The organism is Acidocella sp. C78 (assembly GCF_907164655.1).
The window spans coordinates 36,639-52,067 of sequence record NZ_CAJQZK010000060.1; the positions used below are offsets into that span (position 1 = coordinate 36,639).

At 69.4% G+C, this 15,429-nt stretch carries 11 protein-coding genes; 3 read left to right on the top strand and 8 right to left on the bottom strand.

The features are described from left to right. Positions 1–11: 11 nt before the first annotated feature. The gene (gene tkt / locus ACIDOCELLA78_RS80790) at positions 12–2,045 is read right to left on the bottom strand and encodes a transketolase (RefSeq protein WP_201727427.1); all 2,034 of its coding nucleotides are present in this window, start codon (positions 2,043–2,045) and stop codon (positions 12–14) included. Positions 2,046–2,335: 290 nt separating this feature from the next. Here tkt and ACIDOCELLA78_RS80795 point away from each other — a divergent pair, with 290 nt between their 5' ends. After that, positions 2,336–4,087, top strand: a complete 1,752-nt coding sequence (locus tag ACIDOCELLA78_RS80795) for an ABC transporter ATP-binding protein/permease (RefSeq protein ID WP_201727428.1) — start codon at positions 2,336–2,338, stop codon at positions 4,085–4,087. Between the two features lie 13 nt (positions 4,088–4,100). Here the strand turns inward: ACIDOCELLA78_RS80795 and ACIDOCELLA78_RS80800 are convergent, their stop codons facing one another. From ACIDOCELLA78_RS80800 to rfbB, 5 genes are read right to left on the bottom strand one after another with little or no spacing between them, the layout of a single operon-like run. Beyond that, positions 4,101–5,006 (bottom strand): glycosyltransferase, encoded by a 906-nt coding sequence (locus ACIDOCELLA78_RS80800; RefSeq protein ID WP_201727429.1) that lies wholly within the window; start codon positions 5,004–5,006, stop codon positions 4,101–4,103. Next, complete coding sequence (rfbD, locus tag ACIDOCELLA78_RS80805) at positions 5,003–5,908, bottom strand: dTDP-4-dehydrorhamnose reductase (RefSeq protein WP_201727430.1); 906 nt, start codon at positions 5,906–5,908, stop codon at positions 5,003–5,005. The genes ACIDOCELLA78_RS80800 and rfbD overlap by 4 nt, the downstream gene beginning before the upstream one ends. Position 5,909: 1 nt before the next feature. Further along, the gene (gene rfbC, locus ACIDOCELLA78_RS80810) at positions 5,910–6,464 is read right to left on the bottom strand and encodes a dTDP-4-dehydrorhamnose 3,5-epimerase (protein ID WP_201727431.1); all 555 of its coding nucleotides are present in this window, start codon (positions 6,462–6,464) and stop codon (positions 5,910–5,912) included. Continuing rightward, positions 6,461–7,342 carry a glucose-1-phosphate thymidylyltransferase RfbA gene (gene rfbA, locus ACIDOCELLA78_RS80815; protein WP_201727432.1) on the bottom strand — a complete coding sequence of 294 codons (882 nt, stop codon included), beginning with the start codon at positions 7,340–7,342 and terminating at the stop codon, positions 6,461–6,463. The genes rfbC and rfbA overlap by 4 nt, the downstream gene beginning before the upstream one ends. Beyond that, positions 7,339–8,394, bottom strand: coding sequence for a dTDP-glucose 4,6-dehydratase (gene rfbB / locus ACIDOCELLA78_RS80820; protein ID WP_201727433.1), 1,056 nt, complete (start codon positions 8,392–8,394; stop codon positions 7,339–7,341). The genes rfbA and rfbB overlap by 4 nt, the downstream gene beginning before the upstream one ends. On the opposite strand from rfbB, the gene ACIDOCELLA78_RS80825 reads away from it, so the two are divergent. Then, positions 8,317–8,502, top strand: a complete 186-nt coding sequence (locus tag ACIDOCELLA78_RS80825) for a hypothetical protein (RefSeq protein WP_214006268.1) — start codon at positions 8,317–8,319, stop codon at positions 8,500–8,502. The genes rfbB and ACIDOCELLA78_RS80825 overlap by 78 nt on opposite strands. Positions 8,503–8,715: 213 nt before the next feature. Here the strand turns inward: ACIDOCELLA78_RS80825 and ACIDOCELLA78_RS80830 are convergent, their stop codons facing one another. Continuing rightward, a complete protein-coding gene (locus ACIDOCELLA78_RS80830; protein ID WP_249674845.1) occupies positions 8,716–12,525 on the bottom strand; it encodes a glycoside hydrolase family 99-like domain-containing protein in 3,810 nt (1,269 codons plus the stop codon). A gap of 9 nt (positions 12,526–12,534) precedes the next feature. Further along, positions 12,535–14,166: an amidase gene (locus ACIDOCELLA78_RS80835; protein WP_201727435.1), complete on the bottom strand. Its 1,632-nt coding sequence runs from the start codon at positions 14,164–14,166 to the stop codon at positions 12,535–12,537. Here ACIDOCELLA78_RS80835 and ACIDOCELLA78_RS80840 point away from each other — a divergent pair. Continuing rightward, positions 14,146–15,423: an FAD-binding domain-containing protein gene (locus ACIDOCELLA78_RS80840; protein WP_249674847.1), complete on the top strand. Its 1,278-nt coding sequence runs from the start codon at positions 14,146–14,148 to the stop codon at positions 15,421–15,423. The genes ACIDOCELLA78_RS80835 and ACIDOCELLA78_RS80840 overlap by 21 nt on opposite strands. Positions 15,424–15,429: the final 6 nt, after the last annotated feature.

Consider the following 15,429-nt stretch of genomic DNA (forward strand, 5'->3'; position numbering starts at 1 on the left):
ACAGGGGGGAATTACAGCTTCGCTTTCACTGCCGCAACGACCGCCTCGGCGGTGATGCCGAAATGCTGGAACAGTTTCTGGTAGGGCGCGCTGGCGCCGAAGCCGTGCATGCCGATGAAGGCGCCATCCGCCCCGAGCAGACGCTCCCAGCCGAAGCCGACCGCGGCCTCCACGCCGATGCGCGGGCCTTCGCCCAGCACCTCGGTGCGGTAGCCGGGGTCCTGGCGTTCGAGCAGTTCGAAGCTCGGCACCGAGGCGACGGCGACGGCGATTCCCTCGGCCGCCAGCATCTCGCGCGCCTTCAGCGCGAGGGCGACTTCCGAGCCGGTGGCGAGGATGGTGGCGCGCCGCTGCCCCTCGGCCGGAGCGACGACATAGCCGCCGCGGGCGGAGAGGTTTTCAGCGCCATGATCGCGCGGCAGGGTCGGCATCGCCTGGCGGCTGAGCACGAGCAGCACCGGCCCGTCCTTGTGCCGCAGCGCGATGTCCCAGCATTCGGCGGTCTCCATCGCGTCGCCGGGGCGCAGCACCAGCACGTTCGGCATGGCGCGGAACGAGGCGAGATGCTCGACCGGCTGGTGGGTCGGCCCGTCCTCGCCAAGGCCGATCGAATCGTGGGTGAGCACGAAGATCGAGCGCACGCGCATCAGCGCGGCAAGGCGGATGGCCGGGCGGCAATAATCGGAAAAGATGAAGAACGTGCCGCCATAGGGGATCAGCCCGCCATGTAGGGCAATGCCGTTCAGCGTGGTCGCCATGCCATGCTCGCGCACGCCGAAATGCAGATAGCGCCCGGCATGGTCCTTCGCCGTGAACACGCCCATCGACGTGACGAAGGTGTTGTTCGAGGGGGTGAGGTCGGCCGAGCCGCCGACCAGTTCCGGCACCACCGGCACCACCGCGTCGAGCGCCATCTGGCTGGCCTGGCGGGTGGCGATATTCGGCTTCCCGGCGGCGATCGTCTCGCGCAGGGCTTCCATCGCGGTCGTGTATTCGGCCGGCAGGTCGCCGGCGAGGGCGGCGTCGAAGGCGGCGCGCCGGTCGCTGGCGGCGTGGCGCTTCGCCCAGGCGCCGCGCGCGCCGGCGCCGCGCGCCCCGGCCGCGCGCCAGGGGGCGAGGATCTCGTCCGGCACGGTGAAGGGCGGCGCGGTCCAGCCGAGCAGCGCCTTGGCGGCGGCCGCCTCGTCGGCGCCGAGGGGCGAGCCGTGGGTGGCCGGGGTGCCGGCCTTTTTCGGCGCGCCGAAGCCGATGATGGTGCGGCAGGCGATCAGCGTCGGCTTGCGGCTGCGCAGGGCGAAGCGGATGGCGGCCTCGATCTGCTCGGGGTCGTGCCCGTCGATCCGGCGGGTGGCCCAGCCATAGCCGGCGAAGCGCTTCAGCACGTCGTCGGTCATCGCGATGTCGGTGCCGCCGTCGATCGAGATCTCGTTGTCGTCGTAAAAGACGGTGAGCTTGTCGAGGCCGAGATGGCCGGCGATGGCGCAGGCCTCGTGGGACACGCCCTCCATCATGTCGCCATCCGAGGCGATGACCCAGGTGCGATGATCGACCAGCCCCTTGCCGAAGCGGGCGGCGAGCATGCGCTCGGCGAGGGCGAAGCCGGTCGCCGTCGAGATGCCCTGGCCGAGCGGGCCGGTGGTCATTTCGATGGCGGGATGCTCGATCCGCTCGGGATGCCCGGCGGCGCGCGCGCCGAGCTGGCGGAACTGGCGCAGATCCTCGATCGACATGCCCTCGTAGCCGGTGAGGTGCAGCAGCGCGTAGAGCAGCATCGAGCCGTGGCCGGCCGAGAGAATGAAGCGGTCGCGGTCCGGCCAGTGCGGGTCGGCCGCATCGAACTTCATGAACTTCGTCCACAGCACCGTGGCGACATCGGCCATGCCCATCGGCATGCCGGGATGGCCGGACTTCGCGGCCTCGACGCCGTCGATCGCCAGCGCGCGCACGGCGTTGGCAAGCTGTCGGGTCTCGGTCATCGGCCGGGCGAGGACCGCCTTCTGGCGCTCCAGCGCAATCTCGTTGCCGGCGGTGTCGCTACTGGCCATGTCATCCCTCCTGTTCGGGTCCCGGTCTTAAGACCCGCGCCCGGCATCGGCAAGTCAGCTTTGATTCATGCCCGTTAAGCATAATTAAGCCCGATGGGACGCGCGCCATGACCCCGCAGGTTTGCAGCCGGGGCGCGATGTTCAACCGCCGCGCCGGCGGCCGGGCTCACGATGGCGCGAGAGCGCCGCGCCGGAGTGTGCCGGAAGGCAAATGATATCGCGGCGCCGGCTGGTCTTGCGGCATCCGCGCCTATATGGGGGCGGGAACACCTGTGGATGCGGAGACAGAGATGGACGACGAGCTCGCCCGGACCGGATTTTTCCACCGCCTGCTCTATGTCGCGAAGCCGTTTTTCCGTTCGGAAGAACGGGCGATGGCGTGGGGGCTGCTGATCCTCAACGTCGTCATGGTGCTGGTGATCGTGGCGATGAACTATGCCCTGACGGTCTGGAACGGATCGTTCTTCGATGCGATGCAGCGCTACGACGTGGCCAAGATCTGGCGCCTGTTCTGGATCTTTCTCGGGCTGGCCGCGATGGTCGTGGTGATCAACACCGCGAGCCAGTATCTCGTGCAGATCTTCCAGATCCGCTGGCGGCGCTGGTTGACCGGGCACATGGTCGATGGCTGGATGGCCCGCCAGGCGCATTACCGGATGCAGCTCGACGACCGCGATGTCGACAACCCCGACCAGCGCATTTCCGACGATATCGACTTCTTCACCGGCCAGACCGTGAACCTGCCGCTCAACGCCCTGCAGTCCGTCGTCACGATCGTCTCGTTCTCGGTGATGCTCTGGATGCTCAGCCGCAATCTCCGGCTGTTCGGCGTCTATGTCCCCGGCCTGCTGCTCTGGATGAACCTGATCTATGCGATCGGCGGCACATGGCTGATCCTGATCATCGGCAAGCCGCTGTTCTGGCTCAACAATATCCAGCAGCGCATGCAGGGCAATTTCCGCTTCGAGCTGGTCCGCGTGCGGGATAATTCCGAGGCCATCGCAACCGCGCAGAGCGGCGAGGCGGAGGCGAAGCGGCTCAAGCGGAACTTCGCGCCGGTGGTCGAGATTTTCTATCGCCGGGTCTACCGCACCGTGTTCGTCAACACGTTCAACTTTTCCTTCAACACGCTCGGCGGGCTGCTCGCCTTCGGCCTGGTCATCCCCTCCTACCTCGCCAAGCGGATCCTGATCGGCACGGTCTCGCAGACCAACAACGCCTTCGGCCAGACCCAGCAGGCCTTCGCCTTCATTCTCAACAATTTCAGCTCGATCGGCCAGGGCTACCTGTCGATCACCGAGTGGCGCGCGGTGGTCGACCGCCTCTACGCGCTGGAGGTGAGCCTGCGGCATCATCACGCCGCCGCCGCCGCGCCGCGCATCGTCCATGCGCGCGGCGACGATGCGGAACTCTCGGTCGAGCGCCTGTCGCTCACCCTGCCGGATGGGCGCAAGCTGCTCGATGCGCTCGATCTCCGGGTCGCGCCCGGCGAGCGGCTTCTGGTCAGCGGGCCGACGGGTTCGGGGAAAAGCACGCTGGTCCGCGCCATCGCCGGTATCTGGCCGTTCGGCGAGGGGCGAGTGACGACGCCCGCCGGGCGGATGCTGTTCGTGCCGCAGCGGCCATATCTTGCGAATGGCAGGCTGATCGAAAGCATCGGCTTTCCGTATACCGACACCCTGGCCCCGGCGGACGTGGCGGCGGCGCTGCGCCGCGTGGGGCTCGGCCATCTTGTCGACCGGCTGGAGTCCGAGCAGCCCTGGGACCGCGAGCTCTCGCTCGGCGAACAGCAGCGCATCGGCTTCGCCCGCTGCGTCTTGCTTCGCCCGGATGTGGTCATCCTCGACGAGGCGACCTCCTCGCTGGACGAGGCCTACGAGGCGTCGATGTATCGCATTCTGCTCGAAGACCTGCCGGCGGCGACCATCATCAGCGTCGGTCACCGCTCTACCATCATCCGCTATCACGCGCGGCGGCTGCTGCTGACCGGCGATGGCGGCTGGCGCATCGAGACGCTGGCGGTCGCAGACCCTGTCAAATAGGCGTTCCGCCGGTTCAGCCGAAGACGAACCAGAGCCGGAACAACAGGTTTTCGAGGGCGGTCTGCCGCGACAGGCCGGGGCAGCGCACGGCGCTGAGGCGTGGCGCCAACCCGCCCTCGAGCCCGGCGGAGATGCGGGCGAGATCGTCGCGCGCCGTCGCGGCGAGCAGGTCGCCATGCGCCTCGAGCTGGCGGACATGGCGCCGCATCATGGACATGAAGATATCCGGGCCGCGCTTGATCGCGCCGACGGCGCGCGCCACGGTCGTCCGCGGCGATCCGATCAGGTTGCCCTCGTGCTGCCGGTACAGCACGACGGGCCTGGGATCGACGGTGATGGAACCGCCGCACGCGCTGACGACGATATAGCTCCACCAGTCATGCACCGTGCCGGCCGGGCCGGGGATACGCCGGATCAGGTCGGCGGCGGCTCGGTTCATCGCCGCGGTGTTGCCATGCACGACGTTCTGCGTAAGGCAGGCGGGAAAGCCCGGCTTGCGGCCGGGCAGGCTGGAAAGCCGGCGGTTCTGGAGCCTGGCATCGACCAGATACTGGCGCGCGGTGTAGAGGTGCGCCCCGGTCTTCTGCCCGCTCAGCGCGAGGCGGGCGCGCGCGAGCTTCTCGGGCAGCCAGACATCGTCCTGATCGGCAAAGGCGATGATCCGGGCGTCCTGGGCTTCGGCGAGAAGGGAGAGGAAACTCTGCCCCGCGCCCAGATGGATTCGGGAGTTGGCCGCCTCGCGGCACCGTTCGGCACCGATCCGGCGGGTGAAATCCTCCATCATCTCACGCGTCGCATCCGACGAGCCATCATCGCGCCAGAGCAGACGCCAGCCCCGATCCGTCTGGGCTTCGAAGCTCGCGAGCTGCTCGGGCAGAAACCGCGCCCCGTTATAGGTGGAGAGAAGGATGGTGATCACGGCGCGTCGCCCTGCGCGATGAGGGCGGGGACGATGCGTGAGGTGGCGTCCCGCCAGTGGGGCAGCGCGAGGCCGAAGGTTTGTCTGAGTTTCGTGCAATCGAGTCGGGAATCGGCGGGGCGGCGGGCGGGTGTGGGCCAGTCCGCGGTGGCGATGGGGACGATGTCGGGGCGGGGCGTGCCGTGGCGGGCGGCGATGGCGAGGATTTCGGTGGCGAAACCGTGCCAGGACGTGTCGCCGGCGCTGGTGGCGTGGAAGATGCCGGCGAAGCCGGGCTGCCAGCCCGCGGCGAGGATGCGGGAGGCGATGGCGAGGATGGCCTCGGCAAGGTCTTCGGCGGCGGTGGGGGCGCCGCGCTGATCGGCGACGACGCGCAGCGCCGGCAGGCGGCGTGCGGCGGCGATCATGGTGCGGGCGAAATTCCTGCCGGTGGCGGAGAAGACCCAGGCGGTGCGCAGGATGAGCGCGTCGACGCCGGAGGCGAGCACGGCCGCCTCGCCGGCGGCCTTGCTTTCGCCATAGACGCCGAGCGGGGCGATCGGGTCGGTTTCGGTGTAGGGCGCGCCCTTGCTGCCGTCGAACACATAGTCGGTCGAGACATGGATGAGCGGAATGCCGTGCGCGCGGCAGAGGGCGGCGAGGGCGGCGGGTCCGTCGCGATTGGCGCGGAAGGCGGCGTCGGCGCTGGTCTCGGCGGCGTCGACGGCGGTCCATGCGGCGGCGTTGACGACGAGGGCGGGGTCGGCGGCGCCGAAGGTGGCGGCGATCGTCTCCGGCGCGTCGAAATCGAATCCGGGGCGGCCGACGGCGCGGGCCGGGATACCGGTTCTGGCCGCATGGGCGGCAAGGGCGTGGCCGAGCTGGCCGCTCGCGCCGGTGATCAGGATCGGGCGGGTCGGCATGTCAGAACCCGAACCACGGTTCGGCCGCGGCGAGGCGGGGCAGCAGCGTGTCCTTGTCCGAGAGCAGGGCGGCGCCGGCGGGAACCGGCCAGGGCAGGGCGAGATCGGGGTCGTTCCAGATCACGCCGCGTTCGGAGGCTTTGTCGTAGGGGGCGGTGACCTTGTAGACGACTTCGGTCTCGGGCTCGGTGGTGCAGAACCCGTGCAGGAAGCCGGGCGGAATCCAGAGCTGGGCGCCATTGGCGGCGGAGAGTTCGGCGGCGGCGAAGCGGCCGAAACTGGGCGAGCCGTGGCGGATATCGACCGCGACATCCCAGATCGCGCCGCGCACGCAGCGGACGAGCTTGCCCTGGGCGAAGGGGGCGATCTGGCAGTGCAGGCCGCGGATGGTGAAGGGCCGGGTAGAGCAGGAGTGGTTGTCCTGCACGAAGGTTTCGCTGAAGCCGAGGGCGGCGAGCTTCGCCTGGTTCCAGGTTTCGCTGAACCAGCCGCGGGAATCGGCGAAGCGCGGCGGGGTGATGAGTTTCACCTCGGGCAGGTCGAGCGGCTGGATCATGCGGCCTCGGCGTCGGCGAGTTCGCGCAGCGCGCGGCCGAGATCTGTCTTGCCGAGCCGCTTGGCGTGGTGGCGCAGCGTGTCGGCGTCGATGAAGCCCATGCGGAAGGCGACCTCCTCGGGGCAGCCGACGAGCTGGCCCTGGCGGGCCTGGATGGTCTGCACGAAGGTGGCGGCCTGCAGCAGCGAGTCCGGGGTGCCGGCATCGAGCCAGGCGGTGCCGCGGCCGAGCCGCTCGACGGTGAGGGAGCCGTCGTCGAGATAGAGCCGGTTGAGATCGGTGATCTCAAGCTCGCCGCGCGCCGAGGGGCGGATGCGGTGGGCGAATTCCGTCACCCGGCGATCGTAGAAATAGAGGCCGGTCACCGCCCAGTGCGAGGTGGGGGTGGCGGGTTTCTCGACGATGCCGGTGGCGCGGCCGGCCTCGTCGAAGGAGACGACGCCGTAGCGTTCGGGGTCGCGCACCTGATAGGCGAAGACGGTGGCGCCGTCCTTGCGGCTGGCGGCCTGGCGCAGCGCGATGGAGAGATGGTCGGCGTGGATGAGGTTGTCGCCGAGGGCGAGGGCGCAGGCCTCGCCGGCGAGCCAGTCCTCGCCAATCAGGAAGGCCTGGGCAAGGCCGTCCGGCGCGGGTTGGGCGGCATAGTCGATGCGGATGCCGTATTGCGCGCCGTCGCCGAGCAGGCGGCGGAACTGCGGCAGGTCCTGCGGGGTGGAGATCAGCAGCAGGTCGCGGATGCCGGCGAGCAGCAGGGTCGACAGCGGATAGTAGATCATCGGCTTGTCATAGACCGGCAGGAGCTGCTTCGAGGCGGCGAGGGTGGAGGGGTGCAGGCGGGTGCCGGAACCGCCGGCGAGGATGATTCCCTTGCGAATCATGCCGCGTGCCCGAGGCGCTGGCCGGCATAGAGGCGGGCGCGGATGGCGCGCCACCAGGGCTCGTTGGCCAGATACCAGTCGATGGTGCGGGCGAGGCCGGCCTCGAAATCGTGCGCGGCGCGCCAGCCGAGCGCGGCCTCGCTGCGCGCGGGGTCGATCTCGTAGCGGAAATCGTGTCCCGGCCGGTCGGTCACGAAGCTGATCAGCCGCTCGCGCGGGCCGGCGGGATCCGGCCGGCGGTCATCGAGCAGGCGGCAGATGGTGCGAACGACGTCAAGATTGGTGCGGGGCTGGCGGGCGCCGATGGCGTAGGTCTCGCCCGGCGTGCCGGTGAGGGCGACGGCGAGGAGCGCCTCGGCGTGATCCTCGACGAAGAGCCAGTCGCGCATGTTCGAGCCATCGCCATAGACGGGCAAAGGCTGGCCTTCGAGCGCGTTGATCAGCACCAGCGGGATGAGCTTCTCGGGGAACTGCCACGGGCCGTAATTGTTGGTGGTGTTGGAGACGATGGTGGGCAGGCCGTAGGTGTGCTGCCAGGCGCGGACGAGATGGTCCGAGGCGGCCTTGCTCGCGGCATAGGGGCTGCGGGGGTTGTAGGGGGTGGTTTCGGTGAAGGGGGGATCGTCGGGTTCAAGCGCGCCGAACACCTCGTCGGTCGAGATGTGGTGGAAGCGGAAGCGCCCGCGGCCGGCTTCGTCCAGCGTGGCGAACCAGGCGCGGGCGGCCTCCAGCAGGACGAAGGTGCCGGTGATATTGGTGTCGATGAAATCGCGCGGCCCGTCGATCGAACGATCGACATGGGATTCGGCGGCGAGATGCATCACGATATCGGGCCGGTGCGCCTCGAAGACGGCGCGCATCGCCGCGGCATCCGCGATGTCGGCATGAACCAGGTGATGGCGCGGATGCCCCAGCGCCTCGCCCAGCGCCTCATGCGACGCCGCATAGGTCATCTTGTCGACCGTCACCACCTCATGAGCCGTATGGCCAATGACGCGCCGGACAACAGCAGACCCAATGAAACCACAACCGCCAGTAATGAGAAATTTCATTTCAGATCAGGTATATCTTCAAAAATAAACGAGGCCGGTAATCCGGCTCGCTCAAATGTTAAAAATTATAGACAATTCGAAAACATTCTAACCGCGGAAGAAGATTGAATCGCCTCACCTTCCACGTTTCAAACTAGCATCTCCATTCGTACAAGAAAACGGGCCAATCTAAGAAAGATTGAAATAATATTTTATATAATTCCAAAAAGATACTACAACGTTAAGACAATACAAAAACATAGCGTAGGTTTTATTTTTTATACAATCAATGTTGCCTTCGAACACTTTCCGATCCCGAAGGCGCGAAAACCGCTCCGCAATTCAGCGTCGGCGCCGATCTGGTGAACCGCCGGCGGCTTTCCGCCTTCCGCCCGGGCTGGGGCCGGAAGTCTCGCCGCCGAGGCCGGCTTTGCGGGCGAAGTCGTCGCGCCAGCGCCTCTGGGCGAGGCGGATATCGCCGTCGAGGTCCAGCAACCCGTCGGCGATGTCATGGATCCGCGCGATTTCCGCCAGATGCGAAGCGGCGTCGAGCGTGCCGGTGGCGCCGGTCGCGTGCCGGCGGTGGATGTTCAGCGGCTCGGCGATCCACACGACATCGCCGGACGCGTGGGCCAGCAGGTCGAGATAAAGCCGCCAGTCTCCGGCGAGGCGGAAGGTCGGGAGTTCGTCGCCGAGGCGCGCGAGGCTGGCCAGCAGGCAGTCGCGCCGGAAGAGCACGCCGCTCACATTCAGCACGAGATTGCGCACCGCGAGAAAGCGGCTGGCAAAATCCCGCGCCGCCATCGTCATGGAGGCGGCGAGTTCCGGCGCGCCGGCCTCAAGGTAATATCGCCGGTAATCCCGCATCAACGGGTTGTCATCGGCATCGATGGCCCGCGACTCGGCGATTGCCATCACCGCGTCCGGCGCGCCGGCAAGCGCGTCGACGAGAGCCGCGAGAAAGCCGGGCGCGGCATCGTCATCCGCCTCGGCGATCCAGACGAACGTGCCCCGCGCCGCCTCCGCCGCCTCGCGCCATCGGCCGAAAGGCGAGCCGGTGTTCCTCGCGTTGGCGCGGATCACAAGGCTGCGCCGCCACGCCGCCGCGGTCTCGCGCGCGATCTCGACCGACCGATCGGTCGAGGCATCGTCGAGCAGGGTAATCTCCTCGACCGGATGGGTCTGGCCGAAAATGCCGGCGAGCCGCCGCGGCAGATGTTGGCCGTAATTGTAATTGGTGACGAAACAGGAAATGCGCGCAAGCTCGGGCCTGGCGAGCGCCAGCAGGCGGCGGGCATACGCATTGAAATCGAAACGCCGCGCGGCCTCGGCGGCGATGCCCGGCCGCGCCGCCGCGAGGGCCGCATGGTCGAGCCGGGCCGCGATCGCGGCGGCGAAGCCGGCAACGTCGCCGGCGGGCACGCTGTCGCCCGCGCCGGTCTCGCGCAGCAGGTCGGGAATGCCCCCGGCGCCGGCGAAGGCGATGGCCGGAAGGCCGGCGCCCAAGGCCTCGATCACCGTGGTCGGCAGCGGGTCCTCGCGCGAGGTCAGCGCGTAGAGATCGGCGCCGCAATAGGCGGGCGCCACGTCGCTGGTGAAGGGAAGCAGATGGAAGCGGCCGCTCTCGCGCGCCGCCTCGATCTCGGCGCCAAGATAGTCGCGGATCCAGAGATGGGTCTCGCCGAGCCAGACGAAGTGGACATCCCGCCGCCCGGCGCCGAGCAGGCGGAAAACCTGCATGAACAGGTCGAAGCCCTTGCGCAGGTCGCCGAACCCGACGCCGAGCACGACGAAGGCGCGCGCCGGAATGCCGAGACCGGCACGGAAGCGTTTGCGCGCCGCCGGGTCGTAGCCGACATTCTGATAATTGCCTTGGGGGATGACATGCGCCGCGGGGGCGATGTCCAGCGCCGCGCATAACGTGTCGCGCACGTGATCCGACGAGAACACCGTCGCGGCCGCCGCCCGCATCCCCTGGCGCGCGACGCCGCGCAGCGATCTCTCCTCCACCAGCCGCGGCATCTCGTGAACCAGCAGCAGGCTGCGGATTCCCTGCTCTGCCAGCTTCACGCAGACCCGCGCGGAGGCGAGGCTGTTGACGATCGCGGCGTCGATCCCCTGGGCGCGGTAGGCGGCGACATGACGCAGCAGCGCCGCCTCGTTGGGAGCGAGATCGACAATGCCCTCGGCCTCGTAGTCCGGCACCAGCTCGCCGCCGCTCAGCAGCAGGATGCGCGGCACGATGCCATGCTCCCGGCGCAGCGCGCGGGCGAGGTGCAGAAGCAGCATCTGCGCGCCATGGGGCAGGGCGTCATGCCCGACCAGCAGCAGATTGTGCGCGGCGCCGGCGGCCGCCCGGCCGGTGATCGCGCGGGCGGTGGCATTGAGAAAGGCGGCGCCGTAATGCAGGTCGGGTTCGAGATAGGCGCCCTCGGCCCATTCGTTCCATGCGTTGATGCAGACGATCGGCTCGCCCCAGACCGGGTTGCGGCGGGCCCGCCCGATCAGCGCGGCCAGCCAGGCCTGATATGTCGCGGGCGTCGCGTCGTGCAGCACAACGCCCGCGCCCTCTCGGCGCGGGTCGTTGTCCCAGCCGGTCACGGCGGTGCGGATCAGCGGATAAGCGGGATCTGGATCGGCGAGCGAGGCGGCGATGATGTCGTTGTAATGATAGACATCGGCCGAAAACTCGGGGTCGAAAAGGTCGAGCGAGGCGTTGAGTTTCGGCGCATCCACCACAAGCTTGTGCGGCGGGAACTCGACGGCGCCGTCCAGCCCGTGCCGCCGCGGATCGTGGTCGTGGAAGCTCTGGGCCATGAAGAGCAGGGGATTTTCGCCGTGGCGTTCCATGAACAGCCGGCGCCAGCGCGCGATGGTCGGCTCCGGGTCGGGAATGAGCGCGGCCCGATAGATCATCAGCAGCGGCCGGCCTTCGAGCCGGATATAGCGCGGATCGGCGAAGTGCCGGGCGAAATCGTCGATCAGCGCCGTATCGTCCTGCGGAAGGTAATCCTGCGCCAGCAGGATTTCGCGCTCGAGCCCATCCCACCGGCGGGTCCAGTTCTCGTTCGCCCACATCAGGCAGAAACTCATGTCGAGCGCCGGATCGGCGAGAAACCGCTCGACCGGCTTTTCCAGCAGCCGCCGGCGGTTGAACCAGTAGTAATAGAACACGAAACCGCCGAGGCCCGCCTCCTTTGCCATGGCGATCTGGCGCGGCATGACCGAGGGATCGTCGAGCGAATAAAACCCGAGATCGCGCGGCGCGCGGGGCTGGTAATGCCCGGCGAAGCGCGGCGTGGCGCGGGCCAGGTTGGTCCATTCGGTAAAGCCGGTTCCCCACCAGGCGTCGTTTTCCGCGATCGCGTGAAACTGCGGCAGGTAATAGGCCAGAACGGTGGCAAGGCGCGGCGCGCCCGGCGGCAGCGGCTGGCGCGGCTCGAAACTGTCGGCCGGCCGTGTCGCAGCCCGCACCGCGCCGGCGATCAGCCGTTCGGCGGCGGGCCGAACCGGCTGGAACCCGCCGTCGCGATGCGCGAGATAATGCAGGAACGGATTGCCGCCGCCGATCTCGGCGGCATAGCGGGCGGCGTAGAAGGCGATGTCGAAACCGGGGCAGGGGTCGCGCCGCTCGGCGGCGCCGAAGGCGCAGAAATGCTCGAAAGGATCGTTGCCGGAGGCCGCGACGTCGGGGTTGTGATCCAGATACCATTGCGGGTCGAACAGCGGCACCGGGCTGACCTTGCCGGTTCGCCGGCGGGCGAGGTAATCGGCCAGGGCGTTCCGGTTTTCCGGGATGCCGTAGGCCTCGCGATACCAGGCGGCGTGGAACAGCGGCGATGGATCGCGCCCCTCGCGGTCGCCGAACTGGATGTAATGCAGCAGAGGATTGACGTTCGAGGCGGCGATGTCCGGGTTGCGGGCGAGGTAATACGCGGGATCGAAGTATGCGTTGGGCCGCAGGCCGGCGCGCCAGCCGCGGTTGCAGAAATCATCGAGCGGATCGTCCCCTTTCGCCAGGTCGCGCGCCTGCAGCGTATAGTGGCCCGGATCGAACAGGGCGCTCGCGCTGATGATGTCGCGTTCGTGCGCAAGGCTGGAAGCGGGCGTCGTGGGGCTGGCGTGTCTCATCCGGTCGGATGTTCCTTTCATGCCGCGGCGCTAGGTCGGCTGCGGGCGGAGATCGAGCGCGCAGCGCTCCGCGAGCGCCAGGCCCGCGGCGAGCAGCTTCGCCTCGTCGAACAGTTCCCCCCACAGGCAGAGCGCCGCCGGCACGCGCCGCGGCGGCGCCTGTTCGGGTGGCGCGAGCCCGGCCGAGGGGCGCGGCGGCGCGCTGGTGAAGCCCACGGGCGTGCACAGGCAGGGATGGCCGGTAAAGGCCGCCAGCGTGTGCAGCGGACCGGCCGCGAACGGGGCGGCCAGCAGATCGACCGCGGCGAAGCCGTCGCGCATCGCCTGCATCCCGCGCCGGCGCAGCCGGTCGAGCTGCACATGATCGACCGCCGAGAGAAACCGGGCGAGGCGGAACTGGTTCGGCCAGGCCGCCTCGTCCTGGCGGGCGAGAAGGTCATCGCGGCCCGAAAGCGTGAGCGGCTCGAAGCTGGCGGCGGCCTCGGCCATCAGCAGCGACACGAGCGTTTCCCACGGCAGCGGCGGCAGCGTCACCCGGACGAGGGTGGCGCCGAGCGCGCGGAGCCGCTCCAGCGCCCGCCGCGCTTCGCCCGCTCCGGCGCCGGCGAAATCGCCGTCGAGAATGCCGATCCGCAGCCCCTCGGCGCCGCCCGCGACATCGCCGCCGAAAGGGATGTCGCGGCTTGACGGATCGCCCGGATCGGCGCCGTTGAGGGCAGCGAGAACAAGCGCCGCGTCGGCGATGTCGCGGCAGAGCGGCCCGACGCGGTCGAGGCTCGGGCACAGCTTCATGACGCCGCTGCGGCCGATCCGCCCGAAGCTCGGCCGCAGGCCGATGGCGCCGCAGCGCGCGGCGGGGGCGACGATCGAGCCGAGGGTTTCGGTGCCGAGCGCGAACCCGCAAAGCCCGGCGGCGACGGCGGCGGCGGAGCCGGATGACGAGCCCGACGCCCCCTCGTCGGGATTCCAGGGATTGCGGGTGCGTCCGCCATACCAGACATCGCCATAGCCGAGCGCGCCCACCACCGTCTTGCCGAGCAGCACGGCGCCGGCCGCGCGCAGCCGCCGCACGACGGCCGCATCCTCCGGCGGAACCCGGCCGCGAAACGGCTCCGCGCCCCAGTCGGTGACGATGCCGGCGGTGTCGATCAGGTCCTTGCAGGCCCAGGGCACGCCATGCAGCGGCCCGGCCCAGTCGCCCCGCGCGGCGCGGTCGTCGAGGGCGGCCGCCTCGGCCAGTGCCGCCGGGTTGAGCCGGGCGAAGGCGCCGATCGCGGGATCGAGCCGGGCGATCCGGTCGAGATAGATGCCGGTCAGCCGCGCCGCGGTCAGTTGCCCGTTCCTGATCCACGCCGCCTGGGCGCGGGCCGGGGCAAAGGCGATCGCCGCGTCGTCGGCCCCGGGAAAGGGGCATGCCGCGCCGGGCAGGGTCAGCGGTCCGCGCCCAGGCGTCTCGAAGCCGGGCAGGCGCGGGTCGAACACGCAGGCCGGCGCCAGATCATCGTCCAGCTCCACCGCGCGGCGGGCGCGGGCAAGATCGATCTGCGCGGCGATGGCGGCGGCGATCAGCGCCCGCTCCGGCGCGGTCTGCTCGATGCCGAGGATGCGTTCGGCGGCGGCGATATCGGCGCGCGTCGCGTCGTGCCGGTTCTGTTTGTCCACTCAAACCTCCCGTCAGTCTGTTTCGCCGATCCCGAAGTCATTGCCAAGAGCCGTGGCGGCGCCATCTGCCAGGGCATGATCCCCGAACCGATCCCCACCCGTGAAGCCGGGCTCCGGCATCTCGCCGATTTCCTGCCCCGCGCCGGCGCGCGCTACGCCGCCGGCCGCAATACCGATCCGGGGCCCGAGACCAAAGGTGCCGTTTCACGCCTGTCGCCCTGGCTGCGCCACCGGCTGCTGACCGAGGCCGAGGTGGCCCGGGCCGCCTTCGCCGCCCATGGCGAGGTTGCGGCGAAATTCATCGACGAGGTCGGCTGGCGAACCTACTGGAAAGGCTGGCTCGAACAGCGCCCCGGCGTGTACGACCTCTATCGCGCCGGCTTGCGGCGGGCCGAAAACCGGCTGGCGACCGAAGCGGGGCTGCGGCGCGCGTTTCACGATGCCTGCGCCGGCAATACCGGGATCGACTGTTTCGATTCCTGGACGCGCGAGATCGTGGCGCGGAACTACCTGCACAACCACGCGCGGATGTGGTTCGCCTCGATCTGGATCTTCACGCTGCGGCTGCCCTGGGAACTCGGGGCGGATTTCTTCCTCCGCCACCTGCTGGATGGCGACATCGCCTCCAACACGCTGTCATGGCGCTGGGTGGCGGGGCTGCACACGCCGGGCAAGCACTATCTCGCGCGGGCGGAAAACATCGCGCGCCACACCGGCGGGCGGTTCGATCCGCGCGGGCTGCTCGACGAGGCGGCGGAACCGCTCACCGAAACGCTGACGCCGGCGCCGGCGCTGAAGCCGCGCTTCGATCCGCCGCCTGCGGGCGAGGTCGCGCTGCTGCTGCACGAGGAGGATTGCGCGGCCGAGACGCTCGATCTCGCCGGCTGCGAGGTGCGGGCGGTGGCGGCGGTGGCGATGCCGCAGGCACGGGCGCGCGGCGGCGTCGCGCCCGCGGTGGAAGCCTTCGCCCGGGGCGCGGTGATGGACGCGATGGCGCGCGCGGCCGCGCGGTTCGGCGTTGAGCCCGCATTGCTGGAAGCGGACGATCTCGCCGGCTGGGCGGCGGCGCACCGGCTGAAGGTGGTCACCGCGCATCCGCCGGTCGGGCCGGTCGCAGAGGCGCTGGCGGCGGCGGATGTGCCGGCGCTGCGCGTCGCCCGCGCCTGGGACCGCGCCTTGTGGCCGCATGCCGGGCGCGGGTTCTTCGGCTTCCGCCCCCGGATCGGCGACGCCGTGGCCGCCGCGTCCGGGGACTGACCGCGG

What these genes read in the sequence shown, in the direction of transcription:
- tkt (WP_201727427.1), bottom strand. Translation starts at nt 2,045, where the DNA reads ATGGCCAGTAGCGACACCGCCGGCAACGAGATTGCGCTGGAGCGCCAG.
- ACIDOCELLA78_RS80795 (WP_201727428.1), top strand. Translation starts at nt 2,336, where the DNA reads ATGGACGACGAGCTCGCCCGGACCGGATTTTTCCACCGCCTGCTCTAT.
- rfbD (WP_201727430.1), bottom strand. Translation starts at nt 5,908, where the DNA reads ATGCCGACCCGCCCGATCCTGATCACCGGCGCGAGCGGCCAGCTCGGC.
- rfbC (WP_201727431.1), bottom strand. Translation starts at nt 6,464, where the DNA reads ATGATCCAGCCGCTCGACCTGCCCGAGGTGAAACTCATCACCCCGCCG.
- rfbA (WP_201727432.1), bottom strand. Translation starts at nt 7,342, where the DNA reads ATGATTCGCAAGGGAATCATCCTCGCCGGCGGTTCCGGCACCCGCCTG.
- ACIDOCELLA78_RS80825 (WP_214006268.1), top strand. Translation starts at nt 8,317, where the DNA reads ATGAGCCGTATGGCCAATGACGCGCCGGACAACAGCAGACCCAATGAA.
- rfbB (WP_201727433.1), bottom strand. Translation starts at nt 8,394, where the DNA reads ATGAAATTTCTCATTACTGGCGGTTGTGGTTTCATTGGGTCTGCTGTT.
- ACIDOCELLA78_RS80830 (WP_249674845.1), bottom strand. Translation starts at nt 12,525, where the DNA reads ATGAAAGGAACATCCGACCGGATGAGACACGCCAGCCCCACGACGCCC.